Below are 26,521 nucleotides of genomic sequence, written 5' to 3' on the forward strand. Positions count from 1 at the left end.
ACCCAGGCCGATCTGGATGCGGGCGGCGTGACCAATACCGCCACCGTCACCGCGCAACCGCCCACCGGCAGCGCGATCACCGATACCTCGGGCACCGCGCCCGACAATGACACGGCCACCGTGACGCCGCTTGCCGCCGCGCCGGGCATTGCGCTCGTCAAAACCGCGACGCTCAAGGACGACGATGGCACCCCGGGTGTGAGCGTCGGCGACACCATCGAGTATGCCTTCACCGTCATCAACACCGGCGCCGTGACGCTGAGCAATGTCACCGTCACCGACCCGATGCTGGGCGGGGCCGTGGGCACGACGCTTGCCGCTTTGGCTCCGGGCGCCGACAGCGGGACACATTTCACCGCACGCTATGCCGTGACCGCCGCCGATGTCAGCACCGGTTTCGTGACGAACCAAGCCACGGCGGAAGCGGCACCCGCGAGTGGCGCCGCGATCAGCGACCTTTCGGGGATAACGCGCGATGACGACACACAAACCGTCACCTTCCTTGGCTCGATCGCGGGCAAAGTGGCCGACGCCACGGGCGCGCGGGATGGCGCGATTGTGCGCCTGACCGACCCGGCCACCGGGATGATGGTCGCCGAAACCACCACCGATGCACAGGGCAATTATGCTTTTATCGGGCTTGAGGCCGGGTCCTTCTGCATCAGCTTCGTGCATGCGGAATCCGAAGCCGTGGTTTCGATCACCGGCACGGCCGAAAATGGCCGCTCCGCAGGCGATCAGGTTTGCGGGCTTGATATCGTGCCGGGCGCCGGTCGCACGATCACTGGCGTCGATGCGGTGATGGTGGACCCGAGCGGGGTGATCTATGATGCGGTCACCCGCACGCCGCTGGCCGGGGCCACCGTGACCTTGCTGCACAATGGCACCCCCGTGCCCAATAGCTGGCTGGCCGCGACCGGCGATAGCAACAACAAGGTCACGGGCAGCGACGGGCGCTATTCGTTCTTGCTGCAATCGCCCGCGCAAAGCGGCATTTACACGCTGCAAGTTTCCGCCACCGACTATGAAAACTCGACCCTGATCCCGGCCCAGCCGGGCGCGATGACCCCGGCCATCGGCCTTGGGGTGGAGGCGGTCGTGGCCGCAAACAATGCCCCGGCGGCGGGCGGCGATACCACCTATTACACCGCCTTCAACATGAGCTTTCCGGATTGGTCCGATGCCACGACGCTGTCGAAAGGCATCATCCACAACCACATTCCGCTTGATCCGGTCGGCGTCACAACCGAGCTCAGCCTGACCAAAACGGCCGATGTCGCGGGCCTGTCGACGCCCGCGCAGGTGGGCGACGTGATCCGCTACACGATCACCGCGCGCAACAATGGGGCGCTGCCGATCACGGGGGTCAGCCTTGAGGACCCGCTGACGACGGACGAGGCCCTGACGACAAGCGCCGAAACCGCGGATGGCACGCTTGATCCCGGCGAAAGTTGGGTCTGGACGGCCAGCATCACGCTTGATGCGCAAACGGTCACCCAAGATCAGATCACGAACTTGGCCACGCTGAGCGCCACCGATGCTTGGGGGCAGCCGCTCACGCTGGAAAGCAGCCCCGATGGCAACACCAACTTGGGCAGCGGCAATGGCATCGCCACCGTGGTGACACTGCAAGGGCTGATCGACGAAATCCGCCCCGAACTGGAAGACATCCTGCGCGATGACCTGACCCAAACGCTTGACCGGCTTGGCCGCAGCTTCTCTGGCTTCGCGCGCGATGCCGCACGCCGGCTGCGGGCTGGGGCCCCCGAGGGCTGTTTGAACAATGAAACCGCCGACAATGACCTTAACCTGAAGCTGAACGATGCGGGGCTGCGCGCCGATGGCAGCTTGGGCAAAGAGGTCTATGATTGCACGCGGCGCGAATGGCGTATCGACAGTTTCGAAGCCTCGACCCTGCAAGACGATATTGCGGGCAACCAGACGCTGCTCAGCTACACGCGCCGGGTCGAACGGCTCAAGGGCGATGACCGGATTGCTGGGCGGTTCTGGGGCGCCTATGCCAGCCACAGCGATATTGCCACCGGCACCGCCAATGGCAGCATCCATGGGCTGGGCGTCTTTGGCGGGCTTTATGGCGCGCGCAAACTGCCCGGCGAGGGGATGTTCGATTACTACCTTGGCGGTGCAGTGGGGCGGCACAGCTTCACCTTTGACTTCCCGCAAACCGTCACGATCACCGCCAAAGGGTCTTATACCTATGCAGCGGTGCTGGCGGGCGCGGGCCTGTCGCGCAGCTATGCTTGGCAAGATATGATCGTCACGCCGCGGCTGGGGATCGACCTTGCCTATGCGCCCGGCGCGCAGGTCTCGGTCGAGGCGACGCAGGGCCTGACCCGCGACAGTGGCCGCTTCGATCTGGGCGCGACCGGCAGCTGGCGGCTGTTTTTGGAAAGCGAATTCCGCAACGATCTGACGCTGGCGGGCGATGGCAAAGGGCTCTTTGACGGGCTGGCGTCGGAACTGACGCTGACGCCTGCGCTGTTGTGCGACGGTGATTTCGAGGGCCCGGCGGATTGCGGCTTCGGGCTTGCGCTTGGGCTGTCGGGCCACAGCGCGGATGGGCTGGAAAGCTGGTCGGCCGAGATTGACGCCAGCGCAACCGAGGCGGAACGCCGTTTGGCGCTGAAACTGGCCTATGCCCGGCGGATCGAGGCGCTGAAAGCGACCTTGCGCACCGGTCTGAGCGCCAGCGTGCAGGGCGATATCGCGGCCTCGGTCACCCTGCAATCGCGGTTCTAGAAGAACCTTCGCCACCGCTATAACCCATGCCGGGGCGCCGCGTGCGCCCCGGCATGCCCGTTTTCGATGCCCCCGTCCAAAAGACATGGGGCAGTTTCGACCATTGCATCACCGCAAAATTGGAGGGAACGCCAAGCACAGGCCCGCGCCCAAGGTCGGGCCTCGGCCCTTTATTTTATTAGGCTTAAGGCTCGTAACCGGAACATCACGGTAGCGGCCAACGCGAGGACAGAGAGGAAGACCTTTGGACAGCGGTCGTATTGGGTGGCCACGCGGCGCCAGTCCTTGAGCCTGCCGAACATATCTCGATCTGGTTCCGACATTTGTCGCGGCGTTTGTCGTATTTTACGGGTTCTTGCGCGCCTTGCGAGCAGGAATGCATGTGTGGATCCCCTTGTCCTGCCAGGCTTCGCGGCCCCAATCAGCATCATAAGCCCGATCAGCGAATAATGGGGCGACCAATCCCCCCGCTTACGCCTTTGCACGCGCAGGGTCTGTGGCACATGGCTGGCAACTATTTCCAATTGATCCGCACCTGATGGGTCCATTCATCTGACACGTTCGCCCCCTCGTCGATGCATTGGAAGACGAAATCATAAACCCCATCTTGCCCGTTGAAATTGGGGCCCGCCTCTTCGGGGGTGACCACAATCTGCACACCATAGGTCTGCAACAGACGTAAGGGCGTGCGCACGGTCTGACCATCCCACATCAGGTTCACATCCCCGCCGCCCGATTGCACATCAACCCCGTGCAAGGCCCAGACAACATCGTCATAGCCCACCGAAAGACCGACCGGATTGACCGTTTTCAGGATATAGCGCCCCGGACGCCCGTGCCGCCCCACCAAAATCCGCAAATAGACATAGCGCGAGGCGGAGGCAGACAGAGTCAGCCCGATATTTTGATAGCCGCAGAATTGAGCGTTTCGGATCGCTGAAATTTCGGGCTTGAGCAGCGGTGGGATTTCCAACTGGGTATCATTGCCCACCGCACCCGCTTGAATGCGCGGGCAAAGCTCGCCCTGCGTGTAATTCCATTCCGCACAGCTTGTGCCCAAAAGATGGCCATGGAACTTGTTATGGTTTTGGGGGAAATCAGAGATGTTCCATTGCCCGGCCACGCTGCCCCCACAGACCCGGACTTGATTGCGTTCATAGACATATTCGATCAATCCATCGCAACGCAGCGCGAATATATCCGAGGGCGTTCCATCAAAGCTGCCCCAAGGCAATGGCCAACCATCCCACAGCAACATGTCATAAAGGCAATAGGTGATCGACTCGCCGATCAGCAATTCGGCGGTGTTCACGATCCGCCGCCGGGTTGCGGGATCAAGGCTGGGAATACCCCGCGCGCCTTCAAAACTGGCGGCATCGGTATGCATCCCCGCGATCCAGCCGTCTTTGAGCGCGCGCGCCTCGGCCACCAGATCGGCATCGCGCGCTTGGATCGTGCTGCTATAGGCGCGAAACGGCAAAACCTCGTTGAAGGGCGCCGACCAATTATCGACCTGTATCCCCGCGAATTGAAATTGATAGGATTGGCTGGTGGGGCCAAACCCCGCCACAAGCGCCGCGTGCCAATGCTCGCCCAGATCGTCGCTCACGCCGGGAATATCGATCGGGCTGAGGTTAAGCTGACAATAAGCGGCATCCGCCAATTGCATGCCCGAGGCCCAGCCCTGTGCCGTGACTGCGGGGGCTTGCGTGCCCACGATCTCGCGCGGCCTGTCCCATGTCAAAAGCGGGTGGTCGCCGGCGGGTCGGACGATTTCGCCGATGATCAACCCTTCGGCGATCTTGCGTTTCTTGCTGCCACCAGGGGCTTGCAAAATCTCGCGCAGCATCGCCATAGACGACGAACGCTGCATCGCCTCTGGCACCATCACCAGCGCCTGCAAGAACAGATCCGACCGCCCCGCCTGATGCAGCTTTTCGGCCAGTTCCGGGTAAGCGGAAAAAAGCCCGCGCAACGCCGGGGCCAGCGCATCTTGCGGGTCTTTGCGCGCCGCATCGATGATCTGGGCAAGGCTGCGCGGCGCGATCCACGGCCCGCTGGCGCGCAACAGCATGGCAAAATCTTGCCCAGTCTTCGCCGCCGAAAGTGCCGCCGCAAATGCCTTGAGCGCCCCGCCGGGCCGCGCCTGTGCCAAATAGCGCAAAAGTCGTGGCGCGCGCAGCGCGCGGTCTGGATGCTCCAACGCCGCGGCAACCAGCGCCTTGGCCACCGCCGGGGCCTTGCCCGCATCGCCCTTGTGCCAGCGCAGCAAAACATCGGCGGCGGCGTTGAGAAGCTCTGGCTCGGGCGCGCGCGCGGCGGTTTGCAAAAGCTGCCGCACCTTGCGCCCCGGATAGGCGCCGACCAGCCGTAGCGCATAGGCGCGCTCGCTCAGCGCAATTGACGGTGTCCCGATCACCTTTTCCATAGAATCGACAAACGGCCCGGCCAGTTTTTCATGCCCCGCCACCGCGCGCGCCAGCCCCTGCAAAAGCGCGAAGGTCACCCCCCGATCAAAGCGGCGATCAAAGACCAATTCAAAGGCTGCCGCACACGCGGTGGGATTGTCGGTCCAATGATGGTGCAAGACCGGCATGACCACCTGCACGACGGTTTTCGCATCGGCCCTGCGCTGCACCTCGGCCAGCAAATCCGCGATCTGCGCCTGCGGGGTATTATCCAGCGTTTTTCGTATCTTGAGACTATCTGGGTGATCCGCCGAAAATAGGGTTTGCAGCAATTCGCTCATGTCATTTCGGAGATTGGTATCTCCGCCCCCTTTTGAAACGGGCACGCGAAAATGGCCCTGTGCAATGAAACGGCCACGCCCCGAAAAGGCGCGCAAAACCTTGGCGGTAAAAACCCGATGGGCTTTTACCGATCGCGCCGCCGCCGGGCGCAGGATCAACGGCTAAATATAGGTATGTGATATTGGATTATTCGGGCGCGTGGCCGGTCTGTCAATTGCGCATTTCAGAAAAATATTTAGTTGACGCAAATCGATTCGGCGTGCAGCCTACTGGCCTTATCACACAGACCTTGGTGAACCGCCCCTGCGGTCGCCCCACCGATATTCATGGTTCGTGCCCCGGCGCGAAGCCATTTGAAATGGAGTGTTTCATGGCTGATTTTGACGACGTTTATTCGAAAAACGCGACCACCGAGAGCATTCGCTTGGGCGACGGGGCTGCCTCGGGCTATCTGAGCTTGAACAAGGCCGTCGATGTCGATGGGCGCGGCCAACGGCTGCAAGATGTGCCAGTGATCACGCTCAGTGCCAATACCGGCGAGTTGAAAGTGGGCGAACCGCAAGGCGGTATCCTCGGCACGATCAATATGCGCAATGTGACGATTGACGCGAAAACCGCCACCTTCGAAGCGGGGGGCAACAGTGGGCGCGGTGACGGAAAGCTGAACCTTTTCAACCGTCTTGGCAGGATGGCGATGGAGCTGGATGCCAAAACTGGCATCGCCGCGATCGGCGCGGAACGCTCCGCCGGCACGCTGATCTTGCGCGATGGCGAAGGTGTGGAAACCGCGCGGCTGACCGGGGCGCATGGCAATTTGACCCTGGGCGGCGGCTCGGCGGATGGCGATCTGACGCTAAAGACCACCACCGGCCATAATGCGTTCACGTTCAACGGTCAGGGCGCGAATATGACCGTGGGCACAACCGGGGCCGATGGCAATATCACGGTGAAATCCTCGGCCAATGAAGCCGCGATTGTGATGAATGGCAATGCCGCGCAGATCATCGTCGGCGGGGTCGGCACCAATGGCGATATCGTCATGCGTAACAATCTCAACGAAGATACCCTGCTGATCAATGGCAGCGCCGGGGATATTCAATTTCTCAATGCCGATTTCGCCGAGGAATTCACCGTCCAAGAAGACGCCCTTGCCGTGGCGCTGCCGGGCACGGTGATGGCGATGGATGACGAGGGGCTTTTGGTGCCCGCAACCCAGGCCTATGACACGGCGGTGATCGGCGTGGTCGCGGGCGGCGGGCGCTACAAACCCGCGCTGGTGCTGGACCGCCAAGGCGGCGCGGCGCGCAAGTCGATTGCCATGGTCGGCAAGGTGATGGTGCAGCTTAGCGCCCATAACGGGGCCATTCGCCCGGGCGATCTGCTGACCAGTTCCGAGATTACAGGCGTGGCAATGAAGGTCACGGACCGCGACCGCGCGCTGGGGGCGGTGATCGGCAAGGCCATGGGGCGGCTGGACGCGGGCACCGATCTGGTGCCGGTTCTTGTCAACCTCCAATAACCGGGGGCCGACATGCCGATTTCCGTTTTGAAAGATTGTCTGCCCTTTTACGGCGACAAGACCAATTTCATGATGCGCGGGGGGCTGCGCCCCTTCAACCTGAGCGGAGGCTCCTATCTGAATTTCGTCAAGGCAAGCGTGGCGGACCGGAACTTCTTGGCGTTTCACAAAGACTGGAAGGTGAAGATCGACAGTCTGAACAATGCCCAGCGCGGTACGCAGGGCGAGGTGACAAAGGCGCTCGCCCGGCGCGTCAATCTGCGCGCCAGCAAGACCGATATCTTCGACGATCTGTGGCACATCACATGGGAGGCGAAGACCTACAAGAAAGACGTGGATGAGACGATCGCGGGCGATCTGGAAGATGCCTATGATCTGGCGGCGCGGGTGGCCACGCAGACGCCCTTTCCCAATCATCCGATCCTTCCGCCAAATATCCCTTGGCAGCGCCTAACATGGGACCGGATCGTCGAGGCCCCGGCGGGCCCGAATTATGTGGTGTTTTCCGACATGCACATGATGGATCATTCCAGCGATTTTTCGCTGCCCAATTACTTCAAGGACCACAATCTGGACCTGTATCTTGAGGTGCTGACCCATTACGCGGATCAGCCCGGCTGGTGCCTTGTTGAAAATGGCGATGTCGAGGAATGCATCATCTATGAGGTCGATGCAGGCGATGCGCAGGTGCGCAAATCGCTAAGCAAACCCGCGCGCAAATATCCGATCACCCAGACCGATGCGGATTGGGATGCGTTCATGGCGGTGCGTTACACCAAGCGCGAAGCCACGCTGGGGCGGCTTTTTATCAGCTTTCGTCCCTATTACGACCTGATCCGCGACCGGTTCATTGCCGAGGACCGCTATGTGCGGCTGACCGGCAACCATGACACCTATTCCAACACCGAACGCGAGCGGGTGCTGCGCAACATGATCGAAGACGAGCTTGGCGTTGCGGTGGCGGATGTGGCGACGGTGTCGCAAGGTGGGCAGATCTCGCATCTGATCTTGCACGGCCATCAATTCGATACCGTTTCAATCCAAAGCGGGGCCGTGCCCTATGCGCTGTCGCTGGGCGAGGTGTTTTCGGAAACGGTGTCTTGGATTTATGAGGGGCCGGATCGCTTCTGGCCCGACCGCGATTGCCGCGCGTGGCTTGCGGGCGGCAGCATCGGCAATATCTTAGCGCGCGAGGAAGAAAGCGGCTATTCCCACGACACAATATGGAACCTGCTGAACGCGGGGGGCGACACGGCGCGCGATAAGATCAAGGCCGATACCAGAGGCTTTGTCGAAGCCCTGCTGGAACATGAAATCGCTTGGGAATATTTCGAAAACAAAGATCCGTGGTATGCGCTTGCGCTCGAAGTTGCGACCGGGGATGAGTGGTTCAAGCTGCGCCATCTGAATGAACGTGCACTCTGTGACGGTTACTTTGATCGCTACCGCCACCATTCAGGCCAGAGTGTCAGGCAGGCAAAGGCCAATATTCCGAAACTTGTGCTTGGCCACACCCATGAGCCGCGCTGCAATGCCGTGGACCCCAACCATGGGGAACGGTCATGGTATCTCAACAGCGGCTCGGCGGGCCGGTTCGAAAACCTGATCTGGGCGGTGGAAATCACCCCAAGCGGGGACCGGATCGTGTCTTGGTCACGCGTCGACGGGCGGCTGCGCAAAACCATCTGGCGCGACGAAAGCGCGGAATTCCCTATGCCAGTGCCATGGGGCGAACCAAAGACAATCCATAGCTCCAACCTCGTTCTGGACCATTACGAATACCCCTAAGCGACCGGGCGGGCTATAGCCCGCCCCATGCCAGTCCGACGCGTGCCAGTCCGACGCCTGCCAGTCCGACGCGTGCCAAAAGCGCCCTCCCCTATTTGGCCAGCGCCAAAAGTGCATCCAGATCAAGGTCGTTTTCCAACTGATCGGCCAAGGCATCAAGCGTGGCCTCGATCTGCGCCTCGTGATCGCGGCCAGAAGCGCGCCCGCCCATCTGCGCCAGCCAGTAATCACGAAACCCGTCGGCGCCAAAGATGCCGTGCAGATAGCCGCCCATCACCCGACCATCGTGCGACACAGCCCCTTCCGGGCGGCCCTCAAGGTTGAACCACGGCTGCTCCAGCCCCGGCCCCGTGGTGCGCCCCATATGCATTTCATAGCCCTGCACCTGCTGGCCGCTGATTGTGTCGCGCGCGGAAATCTCGACCAGCGCTTTTTCCCCGCTGATCACCGTTTCCAGATCCAACAGCCCCAGCCCCTCGGTCTCGCCCGGATCGCCCTCGATCCCTTCGGGGTCGCGCACCACCCGGCCCAACATTTGATAGCCCGCACAAATGCCGACCACGCGCCCCCCGCGCCGCAAATGGGCGCGAATATCCACATCCCAGCCCTGCGCGCGCAGGGTTTCGAGCGCCTTGCGCGTGGTCTTGGAGCCGGGCAACAACACCACATCAGCCTCTGCCGGGATCGGCTGGCCCTGCCGCACCCAGCGCAAATCCACGCCGGGCTCCGCGCCAAGCGGGTCCAGATCGTCGAAATTCGCCACGCCATCAAGATGCGGCACCGCGATCACCAACCCCGCGCCACCCGCTTGCGCAGGCCGTTCCAGCGCCAAGGAATCCTCGGCGGGCAGTTGCGTCGCCCCTTCGAACCAACGCGCCACCCCCATGAAGGGCCAGCCGGTCATCTCTGTCATGGTGCGGCAGGCGGGTTCGTACAGCGAAAAATAGCCCCGGAATTTGTTGACCAGAATGCCCTTCACCCGGGCGCGTTCTTCTTCATCATGCAGCATCCAACTGCCCACCACGGCGGCCAGCGCCCCGCCGCGGTCATTATCCGTCACCAGCACCACCGGCAGATCGGCTTCTTTGGCAAGCCGCATATTGGTGATGTCGGTCTTTTTGATCCAGGTTTCCGTTGCCGCCCCCGCGCCTTCGACCAGCACCAGATCGGCCTCGGCGGCGACGCGGCGATAGCTGTCCAAAACGGCGGGCAAAAGGTAGGGTTTAAGGTGGTGGTAATGGCGCGCGGGCCAATTGCCCAAGGGCCGACCCCGCAACACCACCTGAGAGCCAACCATCGCCTGCGGCTTAAGCAGCACCGGGTTCATATGGATCGACGGATCAAGCCCCGCCGCCCGCGCCTGAAGCGCCTGCGCGCGCCCGATCTCGCCACGGTTTTGCTGCCCGTCCGCGCGCGGCGGCAGATCGCTATCCTTGGTCACGGCGGCATTGTTGGACATGTTCTGCGCCTTGAACGGCGCGACTTTCAGCCCGCGCCGCGCATAGGCCCGGCACAACCCCGCCACCAACAGGCTTTTGCCCACATCCGAACTGGTGCCTTGGATCATCAATGCCCGTCCCCGGCGCGGCGGCGGCGGGGTGAGAAAGGGCAAATCAAGGTCCGGAAGCGGCGGCACCGGATCATGGGCAGGCAAGTCGGAAGTCATTTCTAGGTCCGTTCGGTCATTCAGGCAGTCAATGGCCGCGAACCTAGAAGCCTCGCACCGAAAGGCCAAGCAGGTATGGCATTTTTCGCTGCACGCAGAACGTGCAAGGCCCGCAACTGAGGCGAAGAAATCTGGCCAAGCCCGCGCTTTGCACGCCCCCGTTTCGCGCGCGCCCTCGCGGCCCCGCGCCTGGCGCCGCCTTGGCGTGCCCTAGTCGGCCTTTGGGCGGCGATGCGCGGCCGCGGCGGCCTCGGCCGCGCCCGGGGCGGGTTTGGGCCGCGCCACCGGCGGATCGGTCTGCGGCTTGCCCGACCAAGGTTGCGGATATTCCAGCCATTTCTGGATGAAATTCCACGATTGCACATAGCCGTCATGCGGCAGCGCACAGCCCGAACAATCCTTGCGCGTCAGGCCGTTGCGGTCGGTATAGGTTTTATAGGGACCGGGGCATTCATAGGCGATCAGCGGGCAATAGCAAAACAGGCAGTTGAACTCGCGCTTCACGCCCTGATGGCAGGGCAGGAACGGGCATTTTTCGTTGGTGAAACCCTTGAAGGCCTCGCTGATCGTCGTGTCTTTGGGCTCCATACCGGTCCTCTGGCTCCGTCGCTGTCTGGTTGCTGGGGGCGGAAACGGGGCATCGCTGCGGGCACGAACCGAAGCGCCATGCCGCCGGGCCCGCCGCCCGGGATGGTCAATGGCCCGGTAGGTCTCCTGGCTTACGGCTCCAACGCCCGCGGCGCCTTCCCGATCTTGCGATCCGTGGCCGTGCTTTGGGCTTGCCGCTTACAGTTGCGGGGGCAGCGCCGGAGTTGCACCGGCTTCCCTCTTCGTCCACGGGGCTCCCGCGAAACCAAGGCCCCGCCAAGATGGGGTCTGTCCCGCAGAGAGTCAACGGTGCCACGGGGGCGCCGCAATCGCAAACGGCCCCCCGATCCGGCGCCTTCGGGGCGCTAAAGGTTGAGCGCAAGGCCGCCATTCCCGGGGCCCACCTCCATCAATTGCACAAGGCTGCCGATCCCGCCCCAATCGACCTCGGACAGCGCCATCCCCTCGGCCCGGTGGCGGATCAGGTTCAGCCGCTGTGCCACCTCGGAAAGCGGCCCGGCGCGGTGCCCGCCCAGCCAGATGTGTCGCCCCGGGCAGGCATCACGCAAATGCGCCGCCAATTGATCGGCGCTGCCGCCGGGCAGATCCGGGGCCACCCGCGGCCCCGCAACCAGCACCAGCGCATCGGGGCAGGCCCGCACCGCGCTGAGCGTAGCATCCACGGTCTCTTCCAGCACCACCCGCACGCAAAATCCGGCCGCGCGCAGCAAATCGGCCTTGACCTTGACCCCGATCAGTTCGGTCTCACCGGGCGGCAGCACAAGGCACACCTGCCCCCGCGCCTGCGCGGGCTGGGCCAGCCGCCCCTGCCGTTGCCAAAGCCCGTTAAGATGGGTCAGGGCCAGCATGATCTGCGCGCTGTCGAGGCTTTGCTGTGCCCGCATCTGGGCCATATGCGCCAGACACGCCTCCACAAAGGCGGCGCGCAGGCGCAGATCGCGCGCCCCGGCTTCGGGCAGTCTGGCGGTTTCGCCTCCCGCACATAGGGCCGCCACGAATTCGGGCACCCGCGCCAGCAGCGGCCCCGGCAGCAGCCCGCCGTCGGACTGCGCGATCTGGTCAAAGGCCCGCAACGCCGTTTCCAGCGTCGCGGTGCGGTCATTGGTGTTTTGCGCGGGCAAGCCAAGCCCCGCAGGCGCCTCCATATAGGGCATGGAGCGGCGGGCAAAGCGGCGCGCGGCGGTCCAGCCGATGGCGACAAGCTCCCCTTCGCCAAACCACGGCGCCGCGATCAATTGGGGAATGCGTTCGCAAAGCTGGCTTCCCGGCGCCTCAAGCCAATAAAGAAACCCGGTCGGGAAAGCGACCAAAGCCCCCGTCACGCCCCGGGCGTGGTTCTGCACGCTTTGCTCGCGCGCGATCTGCGACAAAGATTCTGCCGCGGGCGCGCCTTGCATGCGCGAAGCCAAAACGACCCGCAAGATCGGGTTCTTCGCATTCGAAGCTGTATCCAAAACGCCCATTCCATCCATCCCATGGGCCGCACAGCGAGACAGCGCGACAGGGCAGATCCGCCCATGGCGCACGTCTCCCCGGTTCACCCCGCCCGAAAACGTCTGTGATGGCAGGTCTTCTGGCTTGCGGGTCGATGCTTGGCCGGGCCTTCCCGGGCATGGGCCCAGTGGCGGTTTCAGCCTCGCTCGCCGCTTACAGTTGCGGGGGCAGCCACGGATTTGCCCAAGGGCGCACCGTATTCCCTTTTGGCGCGACCGCATCGCGCGGCCCGCACACCATCGCGCACAAGGTACTGGCTGCATCCGCGTTGTGAAGGACAGTCATTGTCGCATCTGGGCGAGCACGGCCAATCGGCCGCCCAGATGCGAAAGCGATCGGCCCGGTTGGCCGGGCCGATAGGAAGGGCAGCTTGGCTGTGGTGCCGCGCTTATACCTCGACCGCCACCTTGCCGCTGGGGCGCGAACAACAGGCCAGAATATAGCCCTCGGCGATCTCATCTTCGGAAATGCCGCCATTGTGCAACATCTGCACCTCGCCCTCGGTTTTCTTGATCTTGCAGGTGCCGCACAGCCCGAAATTGCACCCCGAAGGGATATTCAGACCAGAGCGTTTCGCCGCCGCCAGAATGGTTTCCTCTTCCGCGCAAACGGCGGTGACGCCTGAGGCGGTGAAGCACACCTCGGAATTGCCCGCCACGGCGGCGGCAGCCGCTTCAGCCTCGGCCAGCGCGTCAAAGGCGATCTCGGGCGCGCCAAAGCTTTCTTGGTGGTAATGCGCCAAATCAAAGCCCAGCGCGGCCAAAATCTCGCGCACCGCTTGCATGAAGGGTTCGGGACCGCAGCAAAACACCTCGCGTTCCAGATAATCGGGCGCCATCAGCGCCAGCATGATCTGGTTCAGCCGCCCGGTATAGCCGTGCCAGACCTCAAGCGCGTCGGCCTCTTCCACCGTCAGATGCAATTGCAGCCCCGGCACGCGGGCGGCGAAATGCTCCAACCGGGGCCGAAAGATAATGTCAGACGGGCTGCGCGCGGCATGGACAAAGGAAATATCGGTCCTTTCGCCGCTGTCCCACGCCCAGGTGGCCATCGACATCATCGGCGTGATTCCCGAGCCCGCCGAGATGAACAGGTATTTTTCCGCCGGATGGCGGCGGAAGGTGAAATTGCCCGCCGGACCATGCGCCTTGAGCCGCATCCCGGGCTTAAGATGATCCAGCATCCAGCGCGTGCCCACCGAGCCGGTCTGCGCCTTAACGGTGACCGAGATCGACAGCGGCCGCGAGGGCGAAGAGGAGATCGTATAGGTGCGGCTGACCGGATTGCCCGGCACCGGCAGATCAAGGGTCAGAAATTGCCCCGGCAGGTAGTCAAACCACGCGCCCGACGGCGCGCGAAAGGTGAAGGTCGCCGTATCGGCGGTTTCGGGCACCACCATCGAGCATTCCAAAAGCTCGGTGTCGGTCCAAGGTTCTCCGGTCCAGTTATGACGCCGCATGTCGTTACTCCGCCGCCAAGGCCGGGTCCGGGCCAAGCCGCGCCCCCAGCGTGTTGCAATACCAATCGACGAATTGGATCACACCCTCTTCTTGCACCAGCGAATAAGGGCCGGGCACATAGGCGGGCGAACGCACACCGACCTGATTTTCTTCCACAACCTGACGGTCTTCGTCATTGGTGGCCATCCAGACCTCGGTCAATTCCTTCAGGTCGTAATCCACCCCTTCCACGGCATCGCCCGGCACCAGCCAGGTGGTCGTCACCTCGGTTTCGGTGGCCGAGATCGGCAGCACCCGGAAGACGATCGCATGATCGGCCAAGAAATGGTTCCAAGTGTTGGGATAGTGAAAGAACAGCAAGCTGCCCGCATCGTTGAACGGGATCGTGCCCAGCCGTTTGCCACGCACGGCGGGCTTGGTGCTCATCGTGTAGCTTTCGGCTTCATTCAAAAGCGGGATACGCGCCAGCCGCCATTGCATCTCGGGGTGGTTGACGAAACGCGAGGGCAGGCCCGCCGCCTCGCACCGTTCCCAATGGGCCAAGATATCGGGGCTGGCGGCATCGGGGCCTTCCATCGCCGTCATGCGCGGATTGTCCGAATAGGTGCGGCACAAAGACGGATGCGCGCCGCCGCAATGATAGCATTCGCGGTTGTTTTCGACCACCAGCTTCCAGTTGCCCTTCTCGACGATGGTCGAAACATGGGCGACGCGTGCCTCTTTCAGGCCTGCGGGGGCCAAGTACCGGCCCAGAGCGCCCGCCAGTTCGGCGATGGAGGGCGGCACCTCGGCCAAACAAATGAAGACCATCCCGCCGATATCGACGCAATGCACCTTTTTGAGCCCATGCGCGCGCGGATCGAAATCCTCTTGCATGTCCTTGGCCCACAGCAGCTTGCCATCCAGATCATAAGTCCACTGGTGATAAGGGCAGACCAGCTTGGGGGCGGTGCCGCCCGCCTTGGCGCACAGACGTTGGCCACGGTGGCGGCAGACATTGTGAAACGCGCGGATCATGCCATCGGCGCCGCGCACCACGATCACCGGATAGGCACCCACTTGCAGCGTGGCATAATCCCCCGCCTTGACCAATTGGCAAGAGGGCACGGCAAACAGCCATTCGCGCGCGAAGACATGGTCCAGATCGGCCTGAAAAACGGCCTCGTCACAATAAAGATCACGCGGCAGGGCATAATTCTTTTGGCGTGCGGCCAGTTGCGCACGAATTCCGGATGCATCCAGCATCGAACACCTCACTTGCCCCGGCCTCCCCGCAAGGGCTGGTTAGACGGATGGGCCGTGGCCCGGTGATGTCTGGGGGGCGGGGTAAGTTTGCGCGCTGAGCCGAAGCACCGAAGACACCCGCGCCGAACCTTCAATACGGTTCGGTGATGGCGCCGTCCTTTGCGCAGACCGCGCCGGTTTTGCACCGGCTTCCCAATTTTCCGGCCTTACGACCGACCACCCTGACCCCCCAAAGGTGCCAGAATGTCGCATGCTGCACCGCACGAATCCGACCAGATGGCGCGCGATTAAGACAGGCTGAAGCCGCCGCGATATTTCGGGTGGAGCATGGTGGCGCAAACGGTGCCGCGCTGCGGCACCGGCCCGGATTGGCTAGCCCGCATCCGTCGCGCCGGGCAGCACCCGCCCGGCGGACAGATGTACCTCGGTCAACTCAAGCTGGGCGCGAAAGGCAGTGTCATGACTGACCATCACCAAGGCCAGATCAAGCCCGCGCAAGATCGATAGCAACCGTTCGGCATTATCGGGATCAAGCGCATTGGTTGGCTCATCCAGCAGCAAAACCTTGGGGCGCATTGCCAAAACCGTGGCCAAGGTCACCAGCCGCTTTTCCCCGCCCGACAAATGATGCGTGACGCGATTGCGCAGATGCATCAGGTCCAACTCTTCCAGCACCGCTTCGCTGGTGGCCAATGCCTGCGCCCGGCTTTGCCCAAGATTAAGCGGGCCAAAAGCCATATCCTCGATCACCGTGGGACAAAAGAGCTGGTCATCTGGGTCTTGGAACACCAAGCCGACATCGCGGCGCAAAGCTTGAAAATCGGCCTCGGTCCGGCACAGCCGCCCAAAGCCCGTGACTTGGCCTGCGCTGGGGCGCAACAGCCCCACCGCAATGCGCAAAAGCGTGGATTTGCCCGAACCATTCGGCCCCACCAGCGCGATCCGATCCGCCGCCCCCACCGTTAGCGCGGCGCCAGCGAGCACCGGCGGACGCCCGGGATAGGCGAAGTGAATCCCTTCTAGCTCAAGCGCCGAAGACATGTGCCGCCTCCAGCGCAATCAGCGCAAGGATCAAGGCGCCAAAGCCAAAGGCCCAGATCGTATCCGCTGCGCGCCACCGCATCGCATCGATCAACGGCAGCGCCCCTTTGAAGCCCCGGCATTTCATCGCCTGCAACACCCGCTCAGACCGTTCCTGCGCGCGCACCAGCATCATCCCCACCAGATAGCCAAGACTGATCAGCGTATGCAGATTGGTGCGCATCGCGAAGGCGCGCGCGCGCATCGCCTGCCGCATACGCTGGTATTCGCCTTCCAGCACCGTGATATAGCGCACGGTAAACAAAAGCAGATTGACCAGTTGCAGCGGCACCCCCAGCCGGGCAAGCGCATGGCCCAATGTCACGGGCTCCAGCGTACCGGGCAGCACCAGCACCATCAGCACCACGGCATTCGCGGTGATCAAGATATCGACCGCCGCCCAAAGCCCCTCAAGGCTTGCGCCATATCCCCAGATCGAAAACAGCGGCGTGCCCGGCGTGGTGAAGGGCAGCAACACCAGCATGAACAGGATAAACCCATCCATCGCCGCCATGCGCCGCAAGATCGGGCGCCAAGGTTGGCCGGAAGCGGCCAGCAACGCGAAACTGGCCGCAAGCCCCAAGGCAAGCGCCCCCAACACATCCAACTGGCTCATCACAATCGCAAAAACAAGCGTGGCGCAGACCCGCAAACGCGGGTCCAGCCGGGCACAGGCGGTGCTAAGCGCGCTCAGCCGAATTTCGGGGGGGTTGGCGCTGACCAATGCCATGGATCAGCCCCGCGCCAAGCGGCGTTTGGCCGCCATATAAAAGCCCAGACCAAACAGACCGACGATATAGCCGATCCCGCCAAGGATCGTTTGCAGATCATTCTTTTCCTTATAGGCGGCGATCTCCTTGCGCAGCGGGCGCAATTCATCGCGCAACATGGCGGCAATGGCTTCACGTTCCACCATGCGCTCGGCGTCGGTCATCGCAACCGGCGCGGCGGGGTGCGGTGCGCCAGCGGGCGCAGCGGCTTGCGGTTGCACGGCGGCCAGCGCCTCGGCCTTGCCTAGGATTTTGGCGACATCCGCCTTTGGCATCATCGTTTCGGCCACATGGCCTGCCCCGAAATCGGCCCGAAAGGTCAGATCCACCGCCTGCGTCGGGCTATAGGAAAAATACCCCTCGTCATCAGTGGTCACGGTTGCCAAAACCGTGCCATCGGGCGCCGTGACCGCAACAGGCACATTCTCGCCCATCTTGCCATCGGAAAAGCCCACCTCGCCCTCGATCACCTTGCCCGAGGGGAAGACCGAGGCAATCACCTTATGCGCCAGCGCGGGCAACGGGGCGAGCAATGCCCCCACAACAACGGTCGAAAGAAGAATACGTTTCATTTTGACATCCTTCAGGCAAAGGCCGTCGCGGGCGCGCCCGTGAAAAGCTCGGGCTTGACCCGCTTGATCAGCAAGATCGCCGCCGCACTCACCGCCGCCTCGATCACCATCACCGGGATATGTGCAAAGAAGACAAGCTTGGCGGCGGGCACAAAGGCCTCGCCGCTGAAGACAAGCGATGCCGCCACAAAAAGCGTGGTCAGCGCAATCGCCCCGCCCCCGCCCAGCGCGCCCCAGACCGCCGCCATCGTGGGCGCGGCATTGGCGATCAGCGAGCGCAACGCCAGCCCAAGCAGCACCGCCGGCATGGCAATATTAAAGGTGTTCACGCCCAAAACGGTGATCCCGCCAAAGCCAAAGAACACCGCTTGCAGCACCAATGCCACGAACAAAGCGGGAAAGGCCGTCCAGCCCAACACCAACCCCGCCAGCCCGTTCAAGATCAAATGCACCGAGCTTGGCCCCACAGCGACATGGATCAGAGAAGCGACGAAAAAGCTGGCCGACAGCACGCCTGCCGCCGGGATCCGCTCCAGCGTCATCTGGCGCAGGCCGAGGGTGATCCCCCCGACCGTCAGCGCCGCCCCTGCCACCAGCACCGGTGCGCTCAGCGCACCATCAACGATATGCATGGGGGTTACTCCACATCGTGGGCGGTGATCCAGATCACCGCGTCTTGGCTCAGTTCCTTGCCATCATATTCGGTGGCCGGGCCCGTGCCCAATGCCGCAAAGCCCCATTGGCCCGCCTTCGGAATGCCAAAGGTAAAAAGCCCATTGGCATCGGTGATCGCCACCACGGCACCGCCCGGCATCGGGCCCACGCTTGGCGCGCTGGCGGCCAGCGTCGCCATATCCGGCGCGGCGGCAAGATATTCGATCTCGATCTCAGCGCCCGCAACGGGCTTGCCTTCGGAGAGCAACTGGCCGGTGAAGGTGGAGCCTGCCAAAATATTGGTCGGCTTGTTCAGCGGCACGATCTCGGTGGGCAGGCCCAAAGGCGCATTCCACCCGCTGGGGATACCGTTCTTGTTGAAATAGGCTTTGGTGATCTGCTGGATATAGATGTCTTCCGAGCCTTCGTAATAAGGCGCAGGTGTCAGAGCGACGATGTAATCGCCATTGCGCTTGACCGGCAGCGTCGCGGTGAAGGCGGCGGCTTCGTTATTGGCGCCCTTGAAGGTCGCGGGCGCAAGCGTGCCCATCAGATCGATCTTTTCGCCCTTGAACACCGAAAAGAATTCCAGTGGCTGGCCCATATCCATCGCATGACCGTTTTCAAACGGATGCCAGAAAGCCAAAAGCAGCGGCACATCGCCGGGGCGGTGGAGCGTGGTTTGGGGGGAATAGACAAGCTGAAAGTGGGCCGCAGCCGCACCGGGTAAAAACGTGAAGCCCATCAGGGCCAGAATGGCCGAGGCCATACGGGTCTTGGTCTTAATCATCTTATCCTCTCTCTGGCCCGGCACAGCCGGACACATTCCGAAAGGACAACGGGGAGCGGCACAGACGGTCTGGGGCCGTGCTGAGCCAGACGCACACCCCGGCGTCCGGTTGCATCGCGGCGCAAAACGTCCACGAGTCAGCGGCAGGTTTCCTGGCTTGCGGGTCTTCGTTTCACCGACCTTCCCGGGGCCTCTGGGGCGCCAGTGGTGTTTTCGGTGTCACTCTCCGCTCACAGTTGCGGGGGCAGCTGCGGTTTCGGCGCCTGATGGCTACACCTCACCGCATTCCCTATTGCTTCGGCGCAAAGCTAAGCCCAGCGCCGAACCGTTGACGCCCCCATATCGCGCCGCGCTGTGGGCTTTGTCAATCTTTTGCGGCGTGGTGGGCCCCGTCCTTTTGGCCGCCCCCGCGCCCGCCCGATCCGCGCGCGGTGGGGGGCGTTTCTCGCGCCAGCGTTTGCGCCTCGCGCTCGGCCAGCCGCGCCAAGGCGGCCCGTTCGCAACCGGTTTCCGCCATTGCCTTAGCCCAAATCCGCGCGACCGAGGCGGCCGACCATGGCAGCACCGCCTGCGCCACCCAAGCGCGGGCGGGCGCAGGCAAACGGTCATGGGTCGCCATCGGATTGGTGCGCCGTCGCGCGCGCAGGCGCGTGGTCAGGTTGCGCCTCATGCCGCGCGGCCCCAATGCGGGAAGGGATCGTCCAGATCCGCCCATAGCTCGGGCGCGAAGCTGGTTTCGGGCACCAAACAGCGGGTCAGCATGGTGTCGATCCGGGCGCGGTTCATCGCCCCCAACGTGCCGATGAACACCATCTCTTGGCGTCGGTCGCCAAATTCCTGCGCCACCTTTGCGGCCATCCGGTCGCGCGCCTCTTCGGGCCAATGGCTCTGCGGCACCGCCGCCCACCACAAGCCCAGCGCCTTGACCTCCAGCATCGGCCCGGCGGCGGAAAATTCGCCCACCCAATCGGGGCGCGTGGCCAGCCAGAAATGCCCCTTGGCGCGGATCACCCCGGGCAGCGGGGTTTGAAAAAACTCGGCCAGTTTCGCCGGATCAAAGGGGCGCTCGGCGCGATAGACGAAAGAGGTGATCCCGTATTCGGCATCTTCGGGCACATGATCGGCAAAGCCATAAAGCTCCTGCGCCCAAGTCGGGTGGCGATGCGCCGCCTCGAAGCTGAAGCGCCCTGTGCCAAGGATCTCGCCCGGATCGACCTTGCCGTGATCGGTTTCGATGATCTTCGCATCGGCATTCAGCGCGCGCAGGATCGCGCGGGCATTGGCCAATTCTTCGGTGCTGGCCGCAGACACTTTGTTGAGCACGATCACATCGGCGAATTCGATCTGCTCGGTCAGCAATTGCACAAGGCTGCGCGCATCCTCGGGGCCCAGGTCCACGCCACGATCGGCCAGAAAATCCTGCGCCGAGAAATCGCGCGTCAGGTTCGCCGCATCGACCACCGTCACCATTGTGTCAAGCCGCGCGATATCATCCAGTGCCGCGCCCGTATCATCGCGGAATTCAAAGGTCGCGGCGACCGGCAACGGCTCTGACACGCCGGTGGATTCGATCAGCAGATAATCGAACCGCCCCTCTTCCGCCAAGCGGCGCACCTCCACCAAAAGATCGTCACGCAAGGTGCAGCAAATGCAGCCATTGGTCATTTCGATCAGCTTTTCCTCGCCACGCGTCAGGCTGGCACCCGCGCGCACCAGATCGGCATCGATATTCACTTCGGACATGTCATTGACGATCACCGCCACCCGCAAGCCCGCGCGATTGGCCAGTATGTGGTTGAGAAGCGTCGTTTTTCCTGCCCCAAGGAAGCCGGAAAGAACGGTGACGGGCAGGCGGTCGGATCTCTGGTCAGGCATGGGCATCTCCTGTAATACTATAACAAAATGTTATAAAGTAACCCATCCAAATGACAAGAGCTCATGCCACGTGCACTTTCCCACGCCCCCGTAGCCAGCGCGCCGCGGTGCAAGTCCCGTGCCAATTGGTGACAAAACGTCTCAGGTATTATATTCCCGATTACTTTAGTCATGTTTATCGCCTAACTTCGGTTGCGTTGCGTCGCACCGACGTTTGACCTCACAGCTTCGGCGGCCCGCCGTCGACAGCACAATCGCGGAGATTTTCATGACACCTTTCCCCAACATTCTGGCCGCCAAAGCTTTGAAACCCAAAGCTCTTCTGGCCGCTGCCGCAATGATCGCCCTGCCCTCTGTCGCCGCCGCGCATACGCCGCTGTGCGCCTGCTATGACAATGGCGATGGCACGGTGCTGTGCGAGGGCGGCTTTTCGGATGGCTCCTCTGCCACCGGCGTGGCGATGCGGGTGACGGGGGCCGATGGCGCCGTGGTCACCGAAGGCGCGATGGGCGCGAGCAGCGAATTCACCTTCGACAAGCCCGAGGGCGATTACACCGTGCTGTTCGATGCCGGTGAAGGCCACAAGATCGAGATCCCCGCAGAAGAAATCTATTGAGCAAACCCGGAGACATCCTATGAAACGCCTTCTTGCCAGCGCCGCCGTGACGGCCCTTTTCGCCCTGCCCGCGCAGGCGCATTTCCAGCTTGTCTATGCCCCCGAGGCCAATCTTGACCGCCCCGGCGATGTGCCGCTGCTGTTGGCCTTTTGGCATCCGTTCGAAAACGGCCATGCGATGGATATGGGCCAGCCGCTTGAGTTCTTTTCGGTGTTCAAGGGCGAAAAGACCGATCTAACGGGCTCGCTGACCCCAGCCACATTTAAGGGCGCTGACAATGAAGCCGCCGCCTTCACCGCGACGCTGCCGGTCAAGCGCAATGGCGATTACATCGTCGCCCTGACGCCCGCGCCTTATTACGAAGGCTCAGAAGACATCTATATTCAGCAGATCACCAAGGTCTATTTCAACAAAGGCGGCATCCCGACCGGTTGGGACAAACCAGTGGGCCTGCCCACCGAGATCGTGCCGCTGAACAAGCCCACCAATATCATCGCGGGCTCTTCTTTCACCGGCCAGTTGCTCTCTGAGGGCGAACCGGTCGCGGGCGCCGAGATCGAAATCGAATATCTTGCCGCTGCGCCGGATATGGACAGTTTGGCCGCAGGCGATGCCACGGTCGCGCCGATGGCGGGCGGTGCGGTGGTGGCGATCACCGATGAGGATGGGCTTTTTACCTTTGGCATTCCGAAAGCGGGTCAATGGGGCTTTGCCGCATTGGGTGTTGGCCCAGCCACCGAACATGACGGCAAGGAACTGAGCCAAGACGCGGTGATCTGGGTCACCGCCTACGAGATGGACTAACGCCGCCCGCGCTGGCTGCAAGACAGGTGTGCCCGGGGCCCTGCCGCCCCGGCGCATCGCATCGAAAGGAGCGCAGGATGTTCAGAAAACGCTTTGGCCGCGGAGGCGGCGGTCACGGGCGAAAGGCCCCCGACGGCAGCGGTTTTTGCGGCAGCGGCTTTGGCGGCCGTGGTTTCGGGCGCCGCAGCTTTTTTGGGGGCCGTGGCAAACACGCGGGCATGGCGGCACAGAGCCCCCCCTGCCCCGATCCGCGGCCCGCGTGCCAGGCCTGCCAGACGCTGTGCGATGCGCCCCCCGGCACCACCTGCCGCATTTTGCGGCTGCACGGCGCTGGTGCCATCCGGCGGCGCCTTTTGGATTTGGGCCTTCGCCCCGACCGTGACGTGGTCGTTTTACGCTCCGCCCCGCTGTTTGATCCGCTCGAATTGCGCGTGGGGGATAGTTTCATCGTCTTGCGGCGGCGCGAGGCAGCACAGATCGAAGTTGAACATGTCTGATCCCAGCCCCTCTGCCCCCCGTCCCATACCCGGCCAAACCACGGCACAACGTCTTGTGGTTCTGGCCGGTCAGCAAAACGCGGGCAAATCCACACTGTTCAACCTGCTGACCGGGCTGAACCAGCATATTGCCAATTACCCCGGTGTCACCGTCGACAAGAAATCCGGCAGCTACAGCCATGCCGGTCAGCGGGTGCGCGTGATGGACCTGCCCGGCTGCTATTCGCTGAGCTCGTTTTCGCCCGAAGAACGGGTCGCCCGGCAAGCGCTGCTGGACGACCGACCCGATGTGGTCGTCAATGTGCTTGATGCCTCCAACCTGCGCCGCTCGTTGATCTTGACCTTCCAACTTCTGGAACTTGGCCTGCCGATGGTTGTGGCGCTGAACATGACCGATGTGGCCGCGCACAACGGGCTGCGCATTGATCCGCAAGCGCTGGAACAGGCGCTGGGGGTGCCGGTGGTGCCGCTGGTGGGCCGCAAGGGCGAAGGCGGCGCGGCGCTGCGCGACGCCATCGCCCATGCCGCGCGCCCGGGCCAAGCGCCGCGCTATGGCGCGCTGGACCCGCTGATCGATGATCTGACCGCGCAACTTGCCGCCCAACCCGCCCTGTCGGATCTGCCCGCGCGGTGGCTGGCGCTGACGCTTTTGGAAGAAGACCCCGCAGCCGCGCGGCGTGTGCAGGCGCGCGGCCTTGACCCCGCCCCGTTTGAGGCGCAAGGCGTAAAAGCTGCGGCCCCATCGCGCGACAGCACCGCAGATCAGATATTTGCCGCGCGCGATGCGCTGGCCGCGCGCTTGGCCGAGGCCGCCGCCGCCCCCACCCGCACCGGCCATGTGCCCCTTTCCGAACGCATCGACCGGCTGGTGCTGCACCGGCTTTTGGCGCCGGTGGTTTTGGTCGCCACGGTCTGGGTGATCTATCAACTGTCGATCGTGCAAGGCTACGAGCTGACCAAGATCACGTGGCCGGTCTTGGCAGGGATGCGGATGATGGTGGCCGATTGGCTGCCCGATGCCGGGTTTCTGGCCGATCCGCAGATCCGCGCGCTTGGGCTGTGGCTTGTCGATAGCGCCAATACGCTGCTCAACTATGTGCCGATCTTCCTGATCCTGTTCGCGCTGATCGCGATTGTGGAAGATTCCGGCTATATGGCGCGGATCGCCTTCATATTGGACCGGATTTTGCACCGTTTCGGGCTGCATGGCCAATCGACCCTGCCCTTCATTCTGGCCGGGGTCTTTGCGGGCGGCTGCGCGGTGCCGGGCGTCATGGCGACCAAGGGCATTCCCGATGCCCGGGCGCGGATGGCTACGATCCTGACCGTGCCTTACATGAACTGCATGGCGAAGATCCCGCTCTATACGCTGTTGATCAATATCTATTTCCCCGAAAACAAAGGCTTGATGCTGTTCTATCTGGCCACATTCACCATGCTGGCCGCGCTTTTGGTGGCGCGCCTGCTGACCGGCACGGTTCTGCGCAGCTATGACACCGCGCCTTTCGTGATGGACCTGCCCAGCTATCACATTCCCACGCTGACGGGCGTCTTGCGCCGCGCGATTGACCGCACTTGGCTTTACATCAAAAAGGTGGGCACCGTGGTGATGGCGATTGCGGTGGTGATCTATGTGCTGTTGCAATTCCCCGGCGTGCCCGCCGAGCGTCAGGCGATGTATGACGCGCGCGCGGAAGCCGCGATTGCCAACTTCTACCAAGCGCTAGAGGGCACCCCCAACCGGACCGCCGTGCCCGATCAGACTGCGCTGGTCGATCTGGTCAATGTTTACACCGACTACAAGGCCGCGCGCCTGAACGCACAAAGCCGCGCGGCCGCGCAGGCGTTGGATGCGGGCATCCGCGCGGATCACCCGCAATTCGCGCCCTTCGTGCTGCGCTCGCGCGAGGCGGCGGACAAAGCGGCCGCCCGCGCGCTCAAGACGCTGGCCAATAGCCGCAGCGTGATCCGCAGCGAGATGCGCAAGGAACGGATCGAAACAAGCTTTCTGGGCATGGTCGGGCGCAGCCTTGAGCCGGTGACGCAGTTTGCCGATTTCGATTGGAAGATCAACGTGGCGCTTCTGGCCTCTTTTGCCGCGCGAGAAAGCTCTGTCTCCACCTTGGGGGTGCTGTTTGATCAAGACGCTGGGCAAAACGTAACGCTGGAAGAACGGATGGGGGCGGAACAAAAGGCGGGCGGACGCACCGCGCTATCGGCGGTCGCGCTGATGTTGTTCTTCGCGCTTTACCCGCCCTGCCTTGCCACGGTGATCATGGTCCGCGTGCAGACCGACAGCTATGCGTGGATGGGCTTTTCGATCGTATTTCCAACGATCCTTGGCCTTGGCGTGGCCAGTGCGGTCTTCACGCTGGGCGCGGCGCTGGGGCTGACGGGCGTGCAGGCGATGACGGCAATCTACCTCAGCGCGCTGGTGCTTCTGGTGCTGGTGGCTTTGCCAAAACCTTGGGATCGCGCCCCGATCCCCGCAGCCGGAGACCCCCTATGACCAACGCAACCACCACTGTTCCAAGCATCGAGCTAGCCCATGAAACCACCATGTCCCCGACCGACATAGGCATTGTTGTTGGGGGGCTGTTGCTGGCCTTGGCCATTTTGTTCCGCCGCCGTCTATTTGGGCGCAACCGGGCGACAGCAGGTCCGGCTTGCTCGGGCTGCGGCGGTTGCAGCGGAAGCTGCCCAACAGCGCGCCATGATTTCCTTGCGCCGCCAAAGGGCAAAGGCTGACAGGCAAAAATCTAAGCGTCAGGCGCCCCGAAAGCGTCTGGCGCTAAAGCATAGAGGCCACCTGCGGCAACAGCCAGACCCCCTCTTTCGGCGCGGTGTTCATGCAAAGCTGACAGCGATAGGCGCGCGACAAAAGCGGCGCGGTCATCACCTCGGCGGGGGGGCCTGCGGCGGAAATCTGGCCTGCCTCCATCAGCACCATTTGTTCGGCATGCATCGCGGTCAGATTGAGATCATGCATCACCGCGATCACCCCGCCGCCCGCATCGGCAAAGCGGCGCAGCACCGCCATCACTTGAAGCTGGTGGCCGATATCAAGCGCGGCCACCGGTTCATCGACAAACAGCCAAGCCGGGCGCCCCTCGTGCACCGGGGCCCAGACCTGCGCACGCACCCGTGCCAGATGCCCGCGCGCCTGTTCGCCCCCCGACATGTCGTGAAAGAAGGTATCGATCTTGTCCAGCAGCCCGACCTCGTCGAGGGCGGCCTCGACCACGCCGGGAAGCGGCGCGGCATTGCCCGAGGCGTGGCCCATCGTGACCACCTCACGCAAGGTGAAGGGAAAACCGACCGACACCGATTGCGGCAGCACCGCGCGGCGGCGCGCCAGTGCGGCAGGGGCAAGGCGCGCCAGGGAAATGCCTTCAAGCCGCACCTCCCCCGGGCCAGTCAAATCGCCGGTCAGGCGGCGCAAAAGCGTGGTCTTGCCCGAACCATTCGGCCCGACGATGGCGGTGATTTCCCCCGGGCGGGCGCGCAGATGCACCGCATGCAACACAGTCCGCCCACCCAAGGTTGCGCCAAGCTGTTCGGCCTTGAGCAT

At 63.1% G+C, this 26,521-nt stretch carries 21 protein-coding genes, 1 pseudogene and 3 riboswitches; of the genes and pseudogenes, 7 read left to right on the plus strand and 15 right to left on the minus strand.

Features of this window, described 5'->3' with window-relative positions; translation table 11 throughout:
* A partial coding sequence (locus CKO11_RS04600) for a DUF11 domain-containing protein (protein WP_223633457.1) occupies positions 1-2,760 on the plus strand: 2,760 nt, incomplete at its 5' end.
* 170 nt (positions 2,761-2,930) lie between these two features.
* On the opposite strand, the pseudogene CKO11_RS04605 reads toward CKO11_RS04600, so the two are convergent.
* Both CKO11_RS04605 and CKO11_RS04610 read right to left on the minus strand, forming a co-directional pair.
* Positions 2,931-3,210, minus strand: a pseudogene (locus CKO11_RS04605) (transposase); the annotation flags it as partial.
* A 64-nt stretch (positions 3,211-3,274) separates the two neighbouring features.
* Entirely contained in the window at positions 3,275-5,509 is a 2,235-nt protein-coding gene (locus CKO11_RS04610; protein WP_223633459.1) for a hypothetical protein, read from the minus strand.
* A gap of 371 nt (positions 5,510-5,880) precedes the next feature.
* Here CKO11_RS04610 and CKO11_RS04615 point away from each other — a divergent pair, with 371 nt between their 5' ends.
* On the plus strand, positions 5,881-7,029 hold the full coding sequence (locus CKO11_RS04615; RefSeq protein WP_223633461.1) for a hypothetical protein: 1,149 nt from the start codon (positions 5,881-5,883) through the stop codon (positions 7,027-7,029).
* A gap of 12 nt (positions 7,030-7,041) precedes the next feature.
* Positions 7,042-8,817, plus strand: a complete 1,776-nt coding sequence (locus CKO11_RS04620) for a hypothetical protein (RefSeq protein WP_223633463.1) — start codon at positions 7,042-7,044, stop codon at positions 8,815-8,817.
* A 91-nt stretch (positions 8,818-8,908) separates the two neighbouring features.
* Here the strand turns inward: CKO11_RS04620 and CKO11_RS04625 are convergent, their stop codons facing one another.
* The 12 genes from CKO11_RS04625 to CKO11_RS04680 form a co-directional block, all read right to left on the minus strand.
* On the minus strand, positions 8,909-10,483 hold the full coding sequence (locus CKO11_RS04625) for a cobyric acid synthase (RefSeq protein WP_223633465.1): 1,575 nt from the start codon (positions 10,481-10,483) through the stop codon (positions 8,909-8,911).
* A gap of 210 nt (positions 10,484-10,693) precedes the next feature.
* On the minus strand, positions 10,694-11,071 hold the full coding sequence (locus CKO11_RS04630; protein WP_223633466.1) for a cysteine-rich small domain-containing protein: 378 nt from the start codon (positions 11,069-11,071) through the stop codon (positions 10,694-10,696).
* Positions 11,072-11,169: 98 nt separating this feature from the next.
* Positions 11,170-11,356, minus strand: a riboswitch (cobalamin riboswitch).
* An 80-nt stretch (positions 11,357-11,436) separates the two neighbouring features.
* The gene (locus CKO11_RS04635; protein ID WP_223633467.1) at positions 11,437-12,555 is read right to left on the minus strand and encodes a hypothetical protein; all 1,119 of its coding nucleotides are present in this window, start codon (positions 12,553-12,555) and stop codon (positions 11,437-11,439) included.
* 82 nt (positions 12,556-12,637) lie between these two features.
* A riboswitch (cobalamin riboswitch) is annotated at positions 12,638-12,842 on the minus strand.
* Positions 12,843-12,974: 132 nt separating this feature from the next.
* Positions 12,975-14,045: a hybrid-cluster NAD(P)-dependent oxidoreductase gene (locus tag CKO11_RS04640; RefSeq protein WP_223633468.1), complete on the minus strand. Its 1,071-nt coding sequence runs from the start codon at positions 14,043-14,045 to the stop codon at positions 12,975-12,977.
* A gap of 4 nt (positions 14,046-14,049) precedes the next feature.
* A complete protein-coding gene (locus CKO11_RS04645; protein WP_223633470.1) occupies positions 14,050-15,291 on the minus strand; it encodes an aromatic ring-hydroxylating oxygenase subunit alpha in 1,242 nt (413 codons plus the stop codon).
* A 372-nt stretch (positions 15,292-15,663) separates the two neighbouring features.
* Positions 15,664-16,332 carry an energy-coupling factor ABC transporter ATP-binding protein gene (locus tag CKO11_RS04650; RefSeq protein ID WP_223633472.1) on the minus strand — a complete coding sequence of 223 codons (669 nt, stop codon included), beginning with the start codon at positions 16,330-16,332 and terminating at the stop codon, positions 15,664-15,666.
* Entirely contained in the window at positions 16,316-17,101 is a 786-nt protein-coding gene (gene cbiQ, locus CKO11_RS04655; protein ID WP_223633474.1) for a cobalt ECF transporter T component CbiQ, read from the minus strand. Before cbiQ ends, CKO11_RS04650 begins: the two co-directional genes overlap by 17 nt.
* Before the next feature lie 3 nt (positions 17,102-17,104).
* Positions 17,105-17,713 carry a cobalt ABC transporter permease gene (locus CKO11_RS04660; protein WP_223633477.1) on the minus strand — a complete coding sequence of 203 codons (609 nt, stop codon included), beginning with the start codon at positions 17,711-17,713 and terminating at the stop codon, positions 17,105-17,107.
* Between the two features lie 11 nt (positions 17,714-17,724).
* A complete protein-coding gene (cbiM, locus tag CKO11_RS04665; protein WP_223633480.1) occupies positions 17,725-18,345 on the minus strand; it encodes a cobalt transporter CbiM in 621 nt (206 codons plus the stop codon).
* Between the two features lie 5 nt (positions 18,346-18,350).
* Positions 18,351-19,157 carry a DUF4198 domain-containing protein gene (locus CKO11_RS04670; RefSeq protein WP_223633483.1) on the minus strand — a complete coding sequence of 269 codons (807 nt, stop codon included), beginning with the start codon at positions 19,155-19,157 and terminating at the stop codon, positions 18,351-18,353.
* Positions 19,158-19,281: 124 nt separating this feature from the next.
* Positions 19,282-19,502: riboswitch (cobalamin riboswitch) on the minus strand.
* 19 nt (positions 19,503-19,521) lie between these two features.
* Positions 19,522-19,827: a DUF6525 family protein gene (locus tag CKO11_RS04675; protein ID WP_223633485.1), complete on the minus strand. Its 306-nt coding sequence runs from the start codon at positions 19,825-19,827 to the stop codon at positions 19,522-19,524.
* A complete protein-coding gene (locus CKO11_RS04680; RefSeq protein WP_411741989.1) occupies positions 19,824-21,038 on the minus strand; it encodes a GTP-binding protein in 1,215 nt (404 codons plus the stop codon). Before CKO11_RS04680 ends, CKO11_RS04675 begins: the two co-directional genes overlap by 4 nt.
* A 262-nt stretch (positions 21,039-21,300) precedes the next feature.
* Between CKO11_RS04680 and CKO11_RS04685 the strand changes: the two genes are divergently transcribed.
* The 4 genes from CKO11_RS04685 to feoB all read left to right on the plus strand — a co-directional run bounded on the left by CKO11_RS04685 (position 21,301) and on the right by feoB (position 25,459).
* Positions 21,301-21,648 (plus strand): hypothetical protein, encoded by a 348-nt coding sequence (locus tag CKO11_RS04685; RefSeq protein ID WP_223633489.1) that lies wholly within the window; start codon positions 21,301-21,303, stop codon positions 21,646-21,648.
* Positions 21,649-21,667: 19 nt separating this feature from the next.
* Positions 21,668-22,453 carry a DUF4198 domain-containing protein gene (locus tag CKO11_RS04690; protein WP_223633491.1) on the plus strand — a complete coding sequence of 262 codons (786 nt, stop codon included), beginning with the start codon at positions 21,668-21,670 and terminating at the stop codon, positions 22,451-22,453.
* Positions 22,454-22,671: 218 nt separating this feature from the next.
* The gene (locus CKO11_RS04695) at positions 22,672-22,950 is read left to right on the plus strand and encodes a ferrous iron transport protein A (protein ID WP_223633494.1); all 279 of its coding nucleotides are present in this window, start codon (positions 22,672-22,674) and stop codon (positions 22,948-22,950) included.
* Positions 22,943-25,459, plus strand: coding sequence for a ferrous iron transport protein B (gene feoB / locus CKO11_RS04700; protein WP_223633497.1), 2,517 nt, complete (start codon positions 22,943-22,945; stop codon positions 25,457-25,459). The genes CKO11_RS04695 and feoB overlap by 8 nt, the downstream gene beginning before the upstream one ends.
* Before the next feature lie 282 nt (positions 25,460-25,741).
* Here feoB and CKO11_RS04705 read toward each other — a convergent pair whose 3' ends face one another.
* Entirely contained in the window at positions 25,742-26,521 is a 780-nt protein-coding gene (locus tag CKO11_RS04705; protein ID WP_223633499.1) for a heme ABC transporter ATP-binding protein, read from the minus strand.

Origin of the sequence: Rhodobacter sp. TJ_12 (assembly GCF_020023995.1) — a bacterium.
In the GTDB taxonomy this organism is placed as follows: Bacteria; Pseudomonadota; Alphaproteobacteria; order Rhodobacterales; family Rhodobacteraceae; genus Rhodobacter.

Coding starts and splice junctions, on each gene's coding strand:
- CKO11_RS04610 (WP_223633459.1), bottom strand. CDS start 5,509: ATGAGCGAATTGCTGCAAACCCTATTTTCGGCGGATCACCCAGATAGT.
- CKO11_RS04615 (WP_223633461.1), top strand. CDS start 5,881: ATGGCTGATTTTGACGACGTTTATTCGAAAAACGCGACCACCGAGAGC.
- CKO11_RS04620 (WP_223633463.1), top strand. CDS start 7,042: ATGCCGATTTCCGTTTTGAAAGATTGTCTGCCCTTTTACGGCGACAAG.
- CKO11_RS04625 (WP_223633465.1), bottom strand. CDS start 10,483: ATGACTTCCGACTTGCCTGCCCATGATCCGGTGCCGCCGCTTCCGGAC.
- CKO11_RS04630 (WP_223633466.1), bottom strand. CDS start 11,071: ATGGAGCCCAAAGACACGACGATCAGCGAGGCCTTCAAGGGTTTCACC.
- CKO11_RS04635 (WP_223633467.1), bottom strand. CDS start 12,555: ATGGGCGTTTTGGATACAGCTTCGAATGCGAAGAACCCGATCTTGCGG.
- CKO11_RS04640 (WP_223633468.1), bottom strand. CDS start 14,045: ATGCGGCGTCATAACTGGACCGGAGAACCTTGGACCGACACCGAGCTT.
- CKO11_RS04645 (WP_223633470.1), bottom strand. CDS start 15,291: ATGCTGGATGCATCCGGAATTCGTGCGCAACTGGCCGCACGCCAAAAG.
- CKO11_RS04650 (WP_223633472.1), bottom strand. CDS start 16,332: ATGTCTTCGGCGCTTGAGCTAGAAGGGATTCACTTCGCCTATCCCGGG.
- cbiQ (WP_223633474.1), bottom strand. CDS start 17,101: ATGGCATTGGTCAGCGCCAACCCCCCCGAAATTCGGCTGAGCGCGCTT.
- CKO11_RS04660 (WP_223633477.1), bottom strand. CDS start 17,713: ATGAAACGTATTCTTCTTTCGACCGTTGTTGTGGGGGCATTGCTCGCC.
- cbiM (WP_223633480.1), bottom strand. CDS start 18,345: ATGCATATCGTTGATGGTGCGCTGAGCGCACCGGTGCTGGTGGCAGGG.
- CKO11_RS04670 (WP_223633483.1), bottom strand. CDS start 19,157: ATGATTAAGACCAAGACCCGTATGGCCTCGGCCATTCTGGCCCTGATG.
- CKO11_RS04675 (WP_223633485.1), bottom strand. CDS start 19,827: ATGAGGCGCAACCTGACCACGCGCCTGCGCGCGCGACGGCGCACCAAT.
- CKO11_RS04680 (WP_411741989.1), bottom strand. CDS start 21,038: ATGCCCATGCCTGACCAGAGATCCGACCGCCTGCCCGTCACCGTTCTT.
- CKO11_RS04685 (WP_223633489.1), top strand. CDS start 21,301: ATGACACCTTTCCCCAACATTCTGGCCGCCAAAGCTTTGAAACCCAAA.
- CKO11_RS04690 (WP_223633491.1), top strand. CDS start 21,668: ATGAAACGCCTTCTTGCCAGCGCCGCCGTGACGGCCCTTTTCGCCCTG.
- CKO11_RS04695 (WP_223633494.1), top strand. CDS start 22,672: ATGGCGGCACAGAGCCCCCCCTGCCCCGATCCGCGGCCCGCGTGCCAG.
- feoB (WP_223633497.1), top strand. CDS start 22,943: ATGTCTGATCCCAGCCCCTCTGCCCCCCGTCCCATACCCGGCCAAACC.
- CKO11_RS04705 (WP_223633499.1), bottom strand. CDS start 26,521: ATGCTCAAGGCCGAACAGCTTGGCGCAACCTTGGGTGGGCGGACTGTG.